Annotated in this window: 15 protein-coding genes; 9 read left to right on the top strand and 6 right to left on the bottom strand. The window is 44.8% G+C overall.

What is annotated here, in order from left to right; all coding sequences use genetic code 11:
- Positions 1–4 precede the first annotated feature (4 nt).
- A complete protein-coding gene (locus tag BACFIN_RS08815; RefSeq protein WP_007753992.1) occupies positions 5–958 on the top strand; it encodes a D-2-hydroxyacid dehydrogenase in 954 nt (317 codons plus the stop codon).
- 114 nt (positions 959–1,072) lie between these two features.
- Here the strand turns inward: BACFIN_RS08815 and cydB are convergent, their stop codons facing one another.
- The 3 genes from cydB to BACFIN_RS08830 are packed head-to-tail and all read right to left on the bottom strand — an operon-like array spanning position 1,073 to position 4,055.
- Positions 1,073–2,215: a cytochrome d ubiquinol oxidase subunit II gene (cydB, locus tag BACFIN_RS08820; RefSeq protein ID WP_007753990.1), complete on the bottom strand. Its 1,143-nt coding sequence runs from the start codon at positions 2,213–2,215 to the stop codon at positions 1,073–1,075.
- A gap of 11 nt (positions 2,216–2,226) precedes the next feature.
- Positions 2,227–3,798: a cytochrome ubiquinol oxidase subunit I gene (locus BACFIN_RS08825; protein WP_007753988.1), complete on the bottom strand. Its 1,572-nt coding sequence runs from the start codon at positions 3,796–3,798 to the stop codon at positions 2,227–2,229.
- Positions 3,799–3,818: 20 nt separating this feature from the next.
- Positions 3,819–4,055 (bottom strand): DUF4492 domain-containing protein, encoded by a 237-nt coding sequence (locus tag BACFIN_RS08830; protein ID WP_007753982.1) that lies wholly within the window; start codon positions 4,053–4,055, stop codon positions 3,819–3,821.
- A 217-nt stretch (positions 4,056–4,272) separates the two neighbouring features.
- Here BACFIN_RS08830 and BACFIN_RS08835 point away from each other — a divergent pair, with 217 nt between their 5' ends.
- From BACFIN_RS08835 to BACFIN_RS08865, 7 genes are all read left to right on the top strand, one after another.
- Positions 4,273–5,670, top strand: a complete 1,398-nt coding sequence (locus tag BACFIN_RS08835; RefSeq protein ID WP_007753981.1) for a TolC family protein — start codon at positions 4,273–4,275, stop codon at positions 5,668–5,670.
- Positions 5,671–5,701: 31 nt separating this feature from the next.
- Positions 5,702–6,931: an efflux RND transporter periplasmic adaptor subunit gene (locus BACFIN_RS08840; RefSeq protein ID WP_007753980.1), complete on the top strand. Its 1,230-nt coding sequence runs from the start codon at positions 5,702–5,704 to the stop codon at positions 6,929–6,931.
- An 8-nt stretch (positions 6,932–6,939) separates the two neighbouring features.
- On the top strand, positions 6,940–7,686 hold the full coding sequence (locus tag BACFIN_RS08845; RefSeq protein ID WP_007753972.1) for an ABC transporter ATP-binding protein: 747 nt from the start codon (positions 6,940–6,942) through the stop codon (positions 7,684–7,686).
- A 34-nt stretch (positions 7,687–7,720) separates the two neighbouring features.
- Positions 7,721–8,941 carry an ABC transporter permease gene (locus tag BACFIN_RS08850; protein WP_007753962.1) on the top strand — a complete coding sequence of 407 codons (1,221 nt, stop codon included), beginning with the start codon at positions 7,721–7,723 and terminating at the stop codon, positions 8,939–8,941.
- An 18-nt stretch (positions 8,942–8,959) separates the two neighbouring features.
- On the top strand, positions 8,960–10,021 hold the full coding sequence (locus BACFIN_RS08855) for a sensor histidine kinase (RefSeq protein ID WP_007753954.1): 1,062 nt from the start codon (positions 8,960–8,962) through the stop codon (positions 10,019–10,021).
- Between the two features lie 45 nt (positions 10,022–10,066).
- Entirely contained in the window at positions 10,067–10,765 is a 699-nt protein-coding gene (locus BACFIN_RS08860; protein ID WP_007753952.1) for a LytR/AlgR family response regulator transcription factor, read from the top strand.
- 261 nt (positions 10,766–11,026) lie between these two features.
- Complete coding sequence (locus BACFIN_RS08865; protein WP_007753948.1) at positions 11,027–11,239, top strand: hypothetical protein; 213 nt, start codon at positions 11,027–11,029, stop codon at positions 11,237–11,239.
- Positions 11,240–11,258: 19 nt separating this feature from the next.
- Here the strand turns inward: BACFIN_RS08865 and pgl are convergent, their stop codons facing one another.
- The 3 genes from pgl to gnd are packed head-to-tail and all read right to left on the bottom strand — an operon-like array spanning position 11,259 to position 15,005.
- The gene (pgl, locus tag BACFIN_RS08870) at positions 11,259–11,978 is read right to left on the bottom strand and encodes a 6-phosphogluconolactonase (RefSeq protein WP_007753945.1); all 720 of its coding nucleotides are present in this window, start codon (positions 11,976–11,978) and stop codon (positions 11,259–11,261) included.
- On the bottom strand, positions 11,975–13,471 hold the full coding sequence (gene zwf, locus BACFIN_RS08875) for a glucose-6-phosphate dehydrogenase (RefSeq protein ID WP_007753944.1): 1,497 nt from the start codon (positions 13,469–13,471) through the stop codon (positions 11,975–11,977). The genes pgl and zwf overlap by 4 nt, the downstream gene beginning before the upstream one ends.
- A gap of 58 nt (positions 13,472–13,529) precedes the next feature.
- Positions 13,530–15,005: a decarboxylating NADP(+)-dependent phosphogluconate dehydrogenase gene (gene gnd / locus BACFIN_RS08880; protein ID WP_007753941.1), complete on the bottom strand. Its 1,476-nt coding sequence runs from the start codon at positions 15,003–15,005 to the stop codon at positions 13,530–13,532.
- A gap of 110 nt (positions 15,006–15,115) precedes the next feature.
- Here gnd and BACFIN_RS08885 point away from each other — a divergent pair, with 110 nt between their 5' ends.
- Positions 15,116–16,300, top strand: coding sequence for a dicarboxylate/amino acid:cation symporter (locus tag BACFIN_RS08885; RefSeq protein WP_007753939.1), 1,185 nt, complete (start codon positions 15,116–15,118; stop codon positions 16,298–16,300).
- Positions 16,301–16,312: the final 12 nt, after the last annotated feature.

The raw sequence follows: 16,312 nt of genomic DNA, 5'->3' as shown, positions 1-16,312 counted from the left end.
CGAAATGAAAATTATTGTTTTAGATGGTTTTGCAGCCAATCCCGGCGATTTGTCTTGGGAAGGGATAAAAGCCTTAGGAGAATGCGTGATTTACGACCGTACTGCTCCCGAAGAAGTATTAGAACGTGCAGCCGGAGCAGAAATACTCCTGACTAATAAAGTAATCATTAATGCAGAACACATGGCTGCACTGCCCGAATTGAAATATATCGGTGTATTAGCTACCGGATACAATGTAGTTGATACAGTTGCAGCTAAAGAACGGGGTATTGTTGTCACTAACATTCCTTCATACAGCACAGCTTCCGTTGCCCAAATGGTATTTGCCCACATATTGAATATCAGCCAGCAAGTGCAACATCATTCGGAAGAAGTGCATAAAGGCCGCTGGACGAACAGCAAAGATTTCTGTTTCTGGGATACGCCGCTGATAGAATTGAGAGATAAGAAAATAGGTCTGGTCGGATTGGGAAATACCGGATATACAACAGCACGTGTTGCCATAGGTTTTGGTATGCAAGTGTATGCGTTGACTTCAAAGTCTCATTTCCAATTACCACCCGAAATCAAGAAGATGGATTTAGACCAACTTTTCAGCGAATGTGATATTATCAGTTTACATTGCCCGCTTACTCCGGAGACACATGAGATGGTTAATGCCCGTCGTCTTGCCATGATGAAGCCAACAGCTATCTTAATCAATACCGGGCGTGGACCGCTAATCAATGAACAAGATTTGGCAGATGCTCTGAACAGTGGTAAGATTTTTGCAGCAGGAGTAGACGTACTCTCTACCGAACCTCCCCATGCTGATAACCCGTTGCTGACAGCCAAGAACTGCTACATCACTCCACATATTGCATGGGCAACCCTAGAAGCCCGCGAAAGATTGATGAACATTGCAATCAGCAATCTGCAAGCATACATCGCCGGAACACCGGAAAATGTAGTCAAATAGGTAAGAATCAAAAACTGTTTTTCTATCCAGTCCGACATTAAAACAAAAAGTTGGCTGCGCAATAATATTACTATTGCGCAGCCAACTCTCAATTCTCAACTTTCAACTCTCAACTTAATAAGAGTGTCCTCCCTCGTCCATCTCTTTTTCCGTTATCTTATGACGGTCGATACTACGCCAAGCATAGAATATATAAGCTATCACAAACGGGACAAGTATAGAAACATAAGCCATCGTCTTTAATGTAAACTCACTAGAACAACTGTTAGCCAAAGTCAATGAGCTTTGCAGGTCCGTATAAGACGGATAATAAGCAGTATTATTATATCCTGCCACCAACAGCAAAGACAAAACAGTCAATACCGTCCCAATCCCTGTAAACCAGATACCCTTATCAAAAGTCTTTCTAAGCAACGTCTTGCCAATACCGAAGAGTACCAACACCACTCCTATCAGGAATAAGATCAAAACTACGGGCATTTCGATAAAGTTCATGAAATATTTAAAGGGTTGCATATAAATCTCCTGTGTATCCGGATTCACGGCAAAGCCATCAGAAACCAATGTACGAATCACAAATGTCAAGAAGAACACAAGAAACAGAATCGTATTATTCCGCACCGCACGACGACATTTATCCGTCAGTTCTTTGTCCGCAATATTATTAATGAAGTAAAGCGCACCCAGCACACGGGCAAGGAAGAATACTGCTAATCCAAGAATAACATTCCATATATTTGTCAGTGCATCCAATCCATGCCAGCCATTCCCCCAATGACTGATTACCGGCATAACAGTATCCGTCATATTAGCTTTATTGATATAGAAATCGGAACCTGTGAAGAAAGTCGCCACAGCTCCGCCAAGCAACAACGGCCCTACTACTCCATTAATCACCAGAAAAGTCTGATATGTCTTTTTGCCCAACAGATTTCCCGCTTTGCTCTGAAACTCATAACTGACAGCCTGCAATACAAAGCTGAAAAGAATAATCATCCAAAGCCAATAAGCTCCACCGAAACTTGTACTATAAAACAATGGAAAAGAAGCAAAGAAAGCCCCTCCGAACGTGACCAGTGTAGTAAATGTAAACTCCCACTTACGACCGGTAGAATTCACCATCATTTTCCGGTGTTCTTCCGTCTTACCGAGACAGAACAACAAAGAATTACCTCCTTGCACAAACAATAAAAATACGAGGATAGCTCCCAGCAAGGAAACGACAAGCCACCAATATTGTTGTAGAAATATATACATAGCCTTTACAATTAATGATTAGTATTCATATTATCTTCCGTATCCGGTCCTTTCTTGATAGCCTTCACCATAATTCCGGTACCGGCAATCAACATTACAGTAAACAGGAACAGGAAAATAAAGAAAGTAGTCTGTACGGAACCCACATCAAGTTTGGAGATAGCAGCCGTTGTAGGCAGCATATCACGAATTGCCCAAGGCTGACGACCACACTCGGCAACCACCCATCCCGCTTGTCCGGCAATGTATCCCAAAGGAATAGTAAGCAAAGCGACCCAATGCATCCAGCGCATCTTACTCAAATCTTTCTTATAAACAAAGAACAATACTACAATAAAGAACAAAATAAAATATCCTCCGAGAATTACCATGACACGGAACGCATAAAAATTCAAAGGAACATTCGGAACCAACTGATTCACATCTTTAATATACCCATATCCAAAATAGGGGATATTCTCCTGCAACACTTTATATGCTACTTGCGCGTCCTCTTCATGACCTGCACTCTTTGCCGCACGATAGGCTGCCAATGCCCCAATAGCCGTTTTCCCGCGTTCTATCTTCTCGGCTGCCGAGAGAGCCGTCGTACCGTCTTTCATTTGATAACCGCCTTCAATAATGTTTGTGATTCCCGGAACGTAACCGCCCGCATCACGTTCCGCCAGAAAAGAAAGCAGACTCGGTATCTCAAAACGGAAGAGAAAAGGTTCTTTCCCATCATCATAAGTTTCCTTTTCAGGGTTAAGCACTCCTATTCCTACTAGTCCTACATTCGTTCCACCCTCATACAGGCCTTCCACAGCAGCCAGCTTCATCGGCTGTGTCTGTGCAATCTGATAACCGGAACCGTCTCCTGTCCAAGCGGCGAGTAACGATGCCACTAGTCCGAAGATAGCACCAATTTTTATGCTCGCAAGTGCAAACTCACGATTACGTTTCTTCAACAAATACCAGCAACTAATGCCGACCACGAACACACCGCCTAGCACCCAACCGGACAATACGGTATGAAAGAACTTGTTGACAGCCACAGGTGATGTAGCCACAGCCCAGAAATCTACCATCTCATTACGCACCGTATCGGGATTGAACTCCATTCCTACCGGATGTTGCATCCATGCATTGGCCACCAGAATCCACCAAGCAGAAATAGTTGCTCCCAATCCCGTCAGCCAGGTAGAAGCCAGATGGAAGCGTTTGCTCACTTTTCCCCAGCCGAAAAACATCACAGCTATAAATGTGGCTTCCATGAAGAATGCCAAAATCCCTTCAATTGCCAACGGTGCTCCGAAAATGTCACCAACAAACCACGAATAATTACTCCAGTTTGTACCGAATTCAAATTCCAGAATCAAACCGGTCGCTACACCAATAGCGAAGTTGATACCGAAAAGCTTCATCCAGAACTGAGCAGTCTTTTTCCAGAATTCATTTCCTGTTTTATAATACAGCGTCTCCATGATTCCCATCACCACTGCCAGTCCAAGTGTAAGCGGAACAAAAATCCAATGATACATAGCTGTCATCGCAAATTGGGCTCTCGACCAATCGATCAGCGAGGTGTCAATACTTTCAATCATAATCTTATGTTGTTTAAGGGTTAAAAATCAATCGGTTTCTCCGGAAGGGCACGTTCTATCAGTTCATTACCCACATACGCTCCTTTTTCTGCCTCCGTAGGGTGATCACTAAGGAAATTCGGGAAAAAGAATAATTTGAGGATAAAGAACATGACGAATAATTTCAAAAGGATAATAACCCACAATGTACGACCAAGTGTCATACTGCGGAAACCTTCCAAATAAAAGTTCCAAACGGCAAGCAGTGCATTCTTCATATATCGTTGTTAGAATTTGTAATGAGTACAAATATACAATATTTATAATAAAAACAAACAAATCCCCGAATTGTTGCGAGATTTATTGTGTTTTTCCCAGCTAATCTCCCTATCGACAGAAAAAAATCATTTAACGGTAAAATTCAATGATCCGTCTATCACTTTTGCCACTAATATAATATGTACGTACCTTCGTTACCAATAAATCAATAGAAGTATGAATATGATAAATGTAAGAAGATTGGCAGTGATGACATTTCTTGGTGCAGGTATGCTTTCCGACATATCTGCACAAGATTTTTCGTTGCAAGCCGATACGTTAAATGAAGCCAGACTCCCCGCTCAATGGGATTTGCAATCTTGCATCGACTATGCTTTGGAACAGAATATTACGATTCGCAAGAACCGTGTGACTGCGGAAAGCACACAGATTGACGTAAAGACTGCCAAAGCGGCTCTATTTCCCAGCCTTTCGTTCTCTACCAGCCAGCAAGTAGTGAATCGCCCCTATCAGGAGACGAGCAGCCGGGTGAGTGGCAGCGAAATCATCAGCAGCAACAGTAAAACAAGTTACAACGGCAATTATGGCCTGAATGCCTCGTGGACTATATACAACGGCAGTAAGCGACTCAAAACTCTCAAACAGGAACGGCTGAACAACCAGGTAGCCGAATTGGATGTAGCCACTTCGGAAAATACGATTAAAGAGTCGATTGCACAAATTTATATCCAGATTCTTTATGCCGCCGAATCCGTCAGGGTAAATGAAAACACACTGCAAGTCTCCATTGCCCAGCGTGATCGCGGACAGGAACTTCTCAATGCCGGAAGTATTGCCAAAAGTGACTTCGCACAGTTAGAGGCTCAGGTAAGCACAGACCGTTATCAACTTGTCACAGCGCAAGCCACCTTACAAGATTACAAATTGCAACTGAAACAATTGCTCGAACTGGACGGAGAGAATGAAATGAACGTCTACCTCCCTAAACTGTCCGATGAAAACGTACTGGCTCCGTTACCTGCCAAAAAGGATGTCTATGTAAGCGCCCTTGCCATCCGTCCCGAAATCGAGGCAAGTAAGTTGAATGTAGAGGCTTCCGAACTAGGCATTGATATTGCCAAATCGAGTTACTTCCCCACTATCAGCCTCAGCGCAGGCATCGGCACAAACCATACAAGTGGAAGCGATTTCACTTTCGGCGAACAAGTGAAAAACGGATGGAATAATTCCATCGGATTGTCTGTCAGTGTACCTATCTTTAATAACCGCCAGACAAAAAGTGCTGTACAAAAAGCTAAGCTGCAACGCGAAACGGATATGCTTTCCTTACTTGACGAACAAAAAGCCCTCTATAAGACCATCGAAAGTCTTTGGTTGGACGCAAACAGCGCACAACAACGTTATGCGGCAGCCAACGAAAAACTGAGAAGTACGCAGATCAGCTATGACCTGATCAGCGAACAGTTCAATCTGGGTATGAAAAATACGGTGGAGCTCCTCACCGAAAAGAATAACTTGCTACAAGCTCAACAAGAACAACTTCAGGCTAAATATATGGCCATACTAAACACACAGTTGCTGAAATTCTATCAAGGAGACAAATTGACATTATAAAACGTATATTAATTAAAAGCATCATAAACGAATGAAAACGAAAAAGATTATCCTAATCGCCGTGGCAGTCATTGCGGTAGTAGGTATAGGAATCTGGTTCTTCACCGGTTCACCCGCCAAGCATAAAGTCACGTATGCTACCGTCGCTGTCAGCAAAGGCGATATTTCAAATTCGGTAACTGCTACCGGAACGATAGAGCCGGTGACGGAAGTCGAAGTCGGTACACAGGTATCGGGTATCATCGACAAGATTTATGTAGATTATAACTCAACAGTCACCAAAGGACAATTGATTGCCGAAATGGACCGCGTCACACTGCAAAGTGAATTGGCTTCACAACAAGCGACATACGACGGTGCGAAAGCCGAATATGAATATCAGAAGAAAAACTATGAACGTAGCAAAGGCTTGCACGAAAAATCACTCATCAGCGACACGGATTTCGAACAAGCCCTCTACAACTATCAGAAGGCGAAGAGCAGCTATGACAGCAGTAAGGCCTCTCTCGCAAAGGCAGAGCGTAACTTATCATACGCTACCATCACTTCGCCTATCGACGGAGTTGTTATCAGCCGTGATGTGGAAGCCGGACAGACTGTCGCTTCCGGATTCGAGACTCCTACCCTGTTCACTATCGCTGCGGACTTGACGCAGATGCAGGTAGTGGCTGATGTGGATGAAGCCGATATAGGTGGCGTAGAAGAAGGACAGCGCGCCAGTTTTACGGTGGACGCATATCCTAATGATACCTTTGAAGGTGTTGTGACCCAGATTCGTTTGGGCGATGCAAGCAGTACCAGCAGTACAAGTACCAGCAGTAGCACGGTGGTTACTTATGAAGTGGTAATCTCCGCTCCCAATCCCGATTTGAAACTGAAACCACGTCTGACGGCCAATGTCACCATCTATATCCTTGATAAAAAAGACGTACTTTCCGTACCGAACAAAGCATTGCGTTTCGTACCCGAAAAACCTTTAATCGGTGCTAACGACATCGTAAATGACTGTAAAGGTAAACATAAACTTTGGACACGCGAAGGAAATACATTCACTGCCCATCCGGTAGAGATAGGAATCAGTAACGGTATGTCGACGGAAATTATCAGTGGTATCTCCGAAGGCGCTAAAATTGTGACGGAAGCTACTATCGGTGCCATGCCGGGCGAAAATATGGAAGCCGGACCCAACCAACAGAGCGGAGGAGAAAGAAGCCCGTTCATGCCTGGCCCTCCGGGAAGTAAGAAGAAAAACAACAAGTGACAAACACCATGAAGAAAGTAATTGAAATACAAAATATCAAGCGTAACTTTCAGGTAGGTGATGAAACCGTCCATGCGTTACGAGGTGTTTCGTTCACCATTCACGAAGGGGAGTTTGTCACTATCATGGGTACTTCCGGTTCGGGAAAATCTACGTTACTGAATATTCTGGGTTGCCTGGATACTCCGACGAGCGGTGAATATCTGCTCAGCGACATCCCCGTCCGCACTATGAGCAAGCCTCAACGTGCAGTCTTGCGGAACAGGAAAATCGGATTCGTGTTCCAAAACTATAACTTGTTGCCCAAAACAACGGCTGTAGAAAACGTAGAACTGCCACTTATGTACAACTCTTCTGTCAGTGCCGCCGAACGCCGTCGCCGTGCCATCGAATCTCTGCAGGCCGTAGGATTAGGTGACCGTCTGGAACACAAATCAAACCAGATGTCCGGTGGGCAAATGCAACGGGTGGCCATTGCACGCGCATTGGTCAACAATCCGGCTGTGATTCTTGCCGATGAAGCAACCGGAAACCTCGACACCCGTACCTCATTTGAGATACTTGTCCTCTTTCAAAAGCTTCATGCGGAAGGACGCACCATCATCTTCGTAACGCATAATCCGGAGATTGCGCAATATAGCAGCCGGAATATCCGCCTGCGCGACGGTCATGTCATAGAGGATACCGCTAATCCGGAAATACTATCCGCTGCTGAAGCATTGGCTGCATTACCAAAAAATGACGAAGAAGGATAGACCGCGTTTAACGAAATAACTAATTACTAACAACATGAATGGAACCAATTTATTCAAGATAGCTCTCCGCGCATTGGCAAACAACAAATTGCGTGCATTTCTCACCATGCTCGGTATTATCATCGGTGTCGCTTCCGTCATCACGATGCTTGCCATCGGACAAGGTTCGAAGAAAAGTATCCAGCAACAAATTTCCGAAATGGGATCGAACATGATTATGATTCATCCCGGAGCCGATATGCGTGGAGGTGTGCGCCAAGATCCGTCTGCCATGCAAACGTTAAAGCTCACCGACTACGAGGCTTTGCGTGACGAGACCAAATTCCTGTCAGCCATCAGCCCCAATGTCTCTTCATCGGGGCAGCTTATTGTCGGCAACAACAACTATCCTGCCTCCGTGAACGGGGTTGGAACGGAATATCTCGATATCCGCCAATTAACGGTGGAGAACGGTGAGATGTTCACGGAAGCCGACATACAAAGCTCGGCAAAAGTATGCGTGATAGGAAAGACAATAGTAGACAATCTTTTTCCCGACGGCAGCGATCCGGTGGGAAAAATTATCCGTTTTAGCAAGATCCCCTTCCGAGTGGTAGGTGTGCTCAAGTCAAAAGGATACAATTCTATAGGACAGGATCAGGATGCAGTAGTACTTGCTCCCTACACAACGGTGATGAAACGTCTGCTTGCCGTTACCTATCTGCAAGGTATCTTCGCCTCCGCCCTCACCGAAGATATGACAGAATACGCTACAGATGAAATCAGCACGATTCTTCGTCGCAATCATAAGTTAAAGACCTCTGACGATGATGATTTCACCATTCGTACACAACAGGAATTGAGTACAATGCTCAACTCTACCACCGATTTAATGACCACCCTGCTTGCTTGTATTGCCGGCATCTCATTGGTTGTAGGCGGTATCGGAATTATGAATATCATGTATGTATCCGTCACGGAACGAACCCGTGAAATCGGTCTGCGAATGTCGGTCGGCGCACGAGGAATCGACATTCTGAGCCAATTCCTTATCGAAGCCATCATGATCAGTATCACAGGAGGAATCATCGGAGTGGTCATCGGCTGCGGAGCCAGTTGGATAGTCAAAAGCGTGGCGCATTGGCCTATCTATATCCAGCCGTGGAGTGTATTCCTCTCTTTTGCCGTCTGTACCGTCACCGGAGTCTTCTTTGGATGGTATCCTGCCAAAAAAGCAGCAGATTTAGACCCGATTGAAGCTATCAGATACGAATAAAGAGCTATCTTTGTCTTTATGAAACAAACCTTTACATCCGCACGTCGTCCCCTGGAGATACTGATACACATTATCAGCTGGGGGATTATGTTCGGTTTCCCGTTCTTTTTCGTAGAACGCGGAAACGGGAACATTAACTGGATGGCTTATATACGCCATTTTGCCGTACCGCTTTCTTTTATGATTGTGTTCTACGTCAATTACTTCTTTCTGGTCCCCCGATATCTTTTTCAGAATCAATCAAAAAGATATATTGTCTACAACATTATCTTGTTGTGTATCATCGGGATACTGCTTCATCTCTGGCAAAGTCTGACATTCGATCCGTCATTTGAGAACAAGCCCAGACGTCCGGGTATGCCTCCGGGATGGTTGTTTTTCCTGCGAGATATGCTAAGCCTTGTTTTCACTATCGGATTGAGTGCCGCTATCCGTATGAGCGCACGATGGACGCAAAACGAGGCTGCCCGCAAGGAAGCGGAACGGAATCGCACGGAAGCCGAACTGAAAAATCTGCGCAATCAGTTGAACCCTCACTTTTTGTTGAATACTCTGAATAATATTTATGCTTTAATCGCATTCGATTCGGACAAAGCTCAACAAGCTGTGCAAGAACTGAGCAAATTGCTTCGATACGTATTATATGACAATCAGCAGACGTATGTCCCGCTCTGTAAAGAGGTTGATTTCATCCGTAACTATATCGAACTGATGCGTATCCGCCTGTCGGCTAATGTACAGATGAGTACTCAATTCGATATTCGCCCAAACTGCCAGACACTGATCGCCCCGCTAATCTTTATTTCATTGATAGAAAATGCCTTCAAGCACGGTATCTCCCCTACCGAAGCTAGTTTCATCCACATTCATATTTCCGAGAACGACCAAGAAGTGATCTGCGAAATCCGCAATAGTAATTTCCCCAAGGAAGTGTGGGATAAAAGTGGTTCGGGCGTGGGGTTAGAACAAGTCAGCCGACGGCTGGAGATACTTTATCCGGGGGCTTACACTTGGTCGAAAGGCACTTCACGGGACGGGAAGTGTTACGAATCAAAATTGAGCATTAAGATCAAAGAGTAGAGAGAAAACATTAAGTATAGAATTTTATATTAATAGAATAGTAGTATGGTATTACGTTGTGCAATCGTAGATGATGAGCCTTTGGCTCTCGGCCTTTTGGAAAGTTATGCAAACAAAACCCCGTTTCTACAACTCGTAGGAAAATACTCCAGCGCTGTTCAGGCAATGAAAGAATTGCCTGGCGAGGAAGTTGACCTCTTGTTTCTGGATATCCAAATGCCCGAACTTAACGGACTGGAATTCTCAAAAATGGTGGATTCCCGTACCCGTATCGTATTCACTACCGCCTTTGGACAGTATGCCATCGATGGCTATCGTGTCAACGCACTTGACTATCTATTAAAGCCGATTTCATACATCGACTTCCTACAGGCAGCCAACAAAGCGCTTCAATGGTTCGAACTGGTTCAGAAGCCAGAGGAGATAGACAGTATTTTTGTAAAAAGTGACTACAAATTGGTACAAGTGGAATTAAAGAAAATCATGTATATCGAAGGATTAAAAGATTACATTAAAATCTATACGGAAGACGCCTCCAAGCCAATACTGTCCCTTATGAGTATGAAAGCGATGGAAGAACTTTTGCCTTCCAGCCGTTTTATACGTGTGCATCGCTCTTTCATCGTTCAAAAGGATAAGATACGTGTAATAGATCGTGGACGCATTGTTTTTGACAAAACATACATCCCCATCAGTGACAGTTACAAACAGGTTTTCCAAGCATTCCTTGATGAAAGAAGTTGATGATTCCCTATTTTATCGGTAAAAACGAGATTTTTGTCGATTATAGTTTGCCAAAACCTGTTTTATCCCTACCTTTGCAACGAACAGAAAGGGATTGTGAAATTCCAAGAATAGAATAGTTTAGTTAAGTCTAGTTTAGTTTTTGTGTTAAATAGCTCCCTCGTCAGCGGACGAACTAGGGAGCTATTTTATATTATAAGAATATTATTGCACAAAATATTCATAATTTCCATAACTTTGCAACAATAAAATCTCACATAAATGGAATTTAACGTAGAGGAATTAAAAAGTGCACTTATTGAGAAGTGTAAAAGTGAAGGTATCTTGTATGCAATGGTAGCAGTAGACAGGCGAACCAAAGAGATCATTCTTCCTGATACTTTGCAAGGAGCCTTGAAGCACCCGGAGTACTTTGTATGTACTTGTAAAAAAGTAGAAGATAAATACATCGTGGAGGAGATTACAAAAGTGTAACTCTCCTCCGAACTCTTTATTATTTACGGTCGCCAATGTATAGCGCAGCTCCTTCATCCATAAACAGTTCCACATTCTGCGCATGATGAGCTACATAGGCTGCGGGCCCTACATCTCCCGACTTACAGATTTCTTCTACCACATCAGCTTTACCCTTTCCAGTTATCAGGAAAATAACGTGACGGGCATTCAATATCGGATAACCGGTCATTGCGATGCGCTTCTGCCCGTTACGGGGATTAATACTGACTACATAAACAGAAGCGGAAGTCAACAGTTCTTCTTGTCCGGGGAAAATGGAGGAAGTATGACCATCGTCTCCTGCACCCAACAGTATAATATCAAACTCTGGCCATCCCTGCTTGGACGGTACTTGTTGCTTGACCAACTCCGAATAACGGGCCGCTTCTTTCACCGGTTTGACTTCACCACGAATACGAAAGACATTCTCATAAGGAATGGGAGCCATTCCTAAAAGTAGATTACGCATCATTCCGTAATTGCTGTCCGAATCATCGGGGGGAACACAGCGTTCGTCTACCCAATAAATACACATACGATTCCAGGGGGTAGTTTCCATATATTCGTTCGCCCACAAATCGAACATTAGAGCAGGAGTACTGCCGCCGCTAACTGCGATATTGAATATTCTGTCCGGTTCATTATTCATGATTTCCACCAGACGGAGTATCAGTCCACGTGAAGTTTCAATGGACGAGGGAAAAACAGTTACTTTCATAATTCACAATATTGGTCTGTATTCGTCAAATTCTTACAAGGATTGGTCCAGTCAGCCCCGTGCTCATGCATCATCGCTTCACTTTCCAAAGGTCCCCACGTACCGACCGGATAACCGTAAAGCGGTGCGTCGGGATTCTCTTTCCAATAGCGAAGTACCGGATCGAAGAATGTCCATGAAGCCTCCACGGCGTCACTCCGGGTGAATAAAGTCGGATCGCCCTGAATGCAATCGTCTATCAGACGTGCGTAAGCGTCACCACTCGGCACTCCACCCAACTGGGCATAACTGAAATCCATTGTCACCTGACGGACTTCAAAGCCCGCACCAGGCACTTTCATGCCTATCTTGAGCACAATTCCTTCATTCGGTTGCAAACGAAGAATCAATTTATTCGCACGTGGGCAATTGCCACCTGAACAACGGAACATCTGATGAGGTGTCTCGCGGAAATGAACCACGATTTCCGTCACTTTAGTCGGCATTTGCTTGCCGGTACGGATGTAAAACGGAACGCCGCTCCAACGCCAGTTACTGATACCCAGCTTCATGGCAATGTATGTTTCCGTACGCGAGTCGGGAGCTACCCCTTTCTCTTCACGATATCCTTTTTTAGTACCGGAAGAGGTATATTGCCCGCGCACAATATGCTCATTCAAATCTTCTTCATTCAGCGGTGTCAGAGACTCATATACTTTCACCACCTCATTACGGAAGTTATCCGCATTGAAGATAGCAGGAGGTTCCATGGCAGTAAGAGCTACAAGCTGAATCAAATGATTCTGTACCATATCCCGCAAAGCTCCCGCCGTTTCGTAGAATCCGCCACGTTGCTCGATTCCCAGATTCTCTACAGCGGTAATTTCTACGTAGTCGATATAATTCCTGTTCCAGAGAGGCTCGAAAATACCATTGGCAAAACGGAAAGCCAACACATTTTGCGCTGTCTCTTTACCGAGAAAATGGTCAATACGGTAAATCTGATGTTCTTCGAAAACAGAAGCATAAATTTTATTCAATTCACGTGCCGATTCGAGGTCGTAACCGAAAGGTTTTTCAACGATGATACGCGAATGGGGAGTATTCAGTCCTGCAGCTTTCAGATGCAAGGGAACAACACCGTAAAGTGAAGGCGGAGTGGCAAGGTAGAACAGCAGATTATCCGGATCCACCTCATTGGTCAACTCCACCAGACGTTGGCGGAGCATGGCATATCCTTCTTCCTTTGCCGGATCCATGGGCAAGTAACACAGATGCGAGATGAAAGCCTCCATCAGTGCCGCATCCTGTTCTTCGGATTTCACGAAAGTCCGAAGTTCACCTGATATATACGAGCGATAATCCTCGTCAGAATAAATCGTACGTCCGATACCCAGTATATGAAAATCACCTGTTAACCGCTTTTCACGGAAGAGCGAGTAAAGGGCAGGCATCAACTTACGTTTGGTAAGGTCGCCTGAGGCGCCAAAAATTATCATTGCGAATTTATCCATTGTCGCTTTTTATTTCTTAATTCATAAAATAGTCTTATTACTCCGAAAGACATCCTACTTACACATTATATGTGCCCGATTTCGTGTCACCGCCATGTCCTGTCCAGTTTTCGTGGAAGAACTGTCCGCGCAGTTCGTCTTTACGCTCAAAGGTGTGCGCACCGAAATAATCGCGCTGTGCCTGCACCATATTAGCGGGCAGATCGGCAGAAGTAAGCGAATAGAAGTAATTCAAGGCAGAAGAGAAAGCGGGGACAGGAAGTTCTTCTTTCATGGCTTCGGCTACAAGGCTCTTCCATCCGGAGAGTGACGCCTTCATTTCTTCCCTGAAATAAGGAGCCATCAACAAGTGTTTGGGCTTGTCGGTGGCTTCGAAGGCAGCGGCAATATCGTTCAGGAAAATACTGCGGATGATGCATCCGCCACGCCACATACGGGCGATGGAAGCCAGATCGAGCTGCCAGCCGAATGTATCGGAAGCACGTTGCAGCACGGCAAATCCTTGAGCGTATGAGACGAGTTTGGAAGCATAAAGGGCAGAGAAGATATCCTTCACGAGCTCCACCTTATTATATATAGGTTGTGTATGTTGGCGCGGGAAGTGGTGGGAAGCTTGATGGCGTAATTCCTTTTGTGCGGAAAGACTGCGCTCAAACACCGCAGTGGCAATCAGTCCCAACGGCATCCCGAGTTCCATAGCGTTGATAACCGACCATTTGCCGGTTCCTTTCTGTCCGGCCGCATCCAAAATCTTATCAATAAGATAACCTCCGGTCTTGTCTTTATGACGCAAGATGTTGGCTGTTATCTCGATGAGGTAACTGCGGAGTTTGCCCTCATTCCAACGGGAAAAGGCATCTGCCATCTCTTCATTATTCAAGTCGAGCAGGTTTTTCATCACCCAATATGCTTCGGCAATCAACTGCATATCACCATATTCGATACCGTTATGGATCATCTTTACAAAGTGACCGGATCCCGCCGGCCCTACCCACTGACAACAAGGAGTGCCGTCAGACGCTTTCGCCGCAATGCTTTGAAGAATAGGTTTCACTTCCGGCCATGCTTTTTCCGAGCCGCCGGGCATAATAGACGCTCCGTTCAAAGCTCCCTCTTCACCACCAGACACACCGCTGCCGACGAAAAGAAAACCTTTCGACTCGGCCAGTTTGACACGACGGTTGGTATCTTCGTAATTGGAGTTACCTCCATCGATAAGAATATCTCCGGGTGAAAGCAGAGGAAAAAGCTGTTCCATCAGTTCGTCTACCGGACTCCCGGCACGAACCATCATCATTATTTTACGGGGAGTAGCGATTGAATCTACAAAGTCCTTTATATCTGTGAATCCTTCAATGTTTTTGCCCTTCGCACGTCCGTTCATGAAACGATCCACCACTCCTTCTTCAACTCCCGGAACGGTACGGTTATAAACCGATACATTCCATCCTTTACTCTCCATGTTCAAAGCAAGATTCTCGCCCATTACAGCCAAGCCTATAAGTCCAATATCTGTTTTATTCTGATTTGCCATAACTTGTATATTTTGTAATATTGATTACCATAGTAACAATTGAAACAGACATTTGTTCGCTATATTTAGATTAAAATATTATTTTTGCAATTAACTATATAGAAACAAGGATGAAGAAAATCAAAATCGGTTTATTAGCCCGCATTATTATCGCTATTATTCTAGGCATCGCCATCGGCACTTTTTTCCCGGCTCCTCTTGTCCGGATATTTGTAACATTCAACGGCATTTTCAGTGAATTTCTTAATTTCTCCATTCCGTTGATTATCGTCGGATTGGTCACTGTAGCTATTGCCGACATCGGTAAAGGCGCAGGAAAGATGTTGCTCGTCACCGCTCTTATCGCTTATTTCGCCACCCTGTTCTCGGGGTTCCTCTCTTACTTCACCGGAGTCACGGTATTCCCGTCATTAATTGAACCGGGCGTGCCGCTTGAGGAAGTGAGCGAGGCAAAAGGAATTCTTCCTTATTTCTCCGTTTCCATTCCTCCATTGATGAACGTAATGACAGCTTTGGTTCTCGCTTTCACATTAGGATTGGGATTGGCTTCGCTGAACAGCGATGCTCTGAAAAACGTAGCACGGGATTTTCAGGCAATCATCGTCCGTATGATCAGTGCGGTAATTCTCCCCTTGCTTCCGCTTTATATCTTCGGTATCTTCTTGAATATGACTCATTCGGGACAGGTGTACTCCATTCTGATGGTATTTATTAAGATTATCGGAGTCATTTTCATTTTGCATATCTTCCTGCTGGTCTTTCAGTATTCTATCGCAGCGCTGTTTGTACACAAAAATCCGTTCAAACTATTGGGGAAGATGATGCCTGCCTATTTCACGGCATTGGGCACACAATCATCGGCTGCCACTATTCCCGTGACACTGGAACAGACGAAAAAGAATGGTGTTTCGGCGGATATAACCGGTTTTGTGATTCCGTTGTGCGCCACAATCCATCTGTCGGGAAGTACACTGAAAATCGTAGCCTGTGCTCTGGCACTGATGATGATGCAGGGAATGCCGTTCGACTTCCCACTCTTTGCCGGTTTTATCTTCATGCTGGGAATCACGATGGTAGCCGCACCGGGAGTTCCGGGCGGAGCCATCATGGCATCTTTGGGAATCTTGCAATCCATGTTGGGTTTCGATGAATCGGCACAGGCATTGATGATTGCTCTTTACATCGCTATGGATAGTTTCGGGACGGCCTGCAATGTGACCGGTGACGGAGCTATCGCACTGATTATCGACAAAATGATGGGAAAAACTGTGCTGAATAACCATGCTGAAAAATAAATAGAATGTGGC

Source organism: Bacteroides finegoldii DSM 17565, assembly GCF_000156195.1.
Lineage (GTDB): Bacteria > Bacteroidota > Bacteroidia > Bacteroidales > Bacteroidaceae > Bacteroides > Bacteroides finegoldii.
This window is presented reverse-complemented; position numbering and strand designations above follow the sequence as displayed.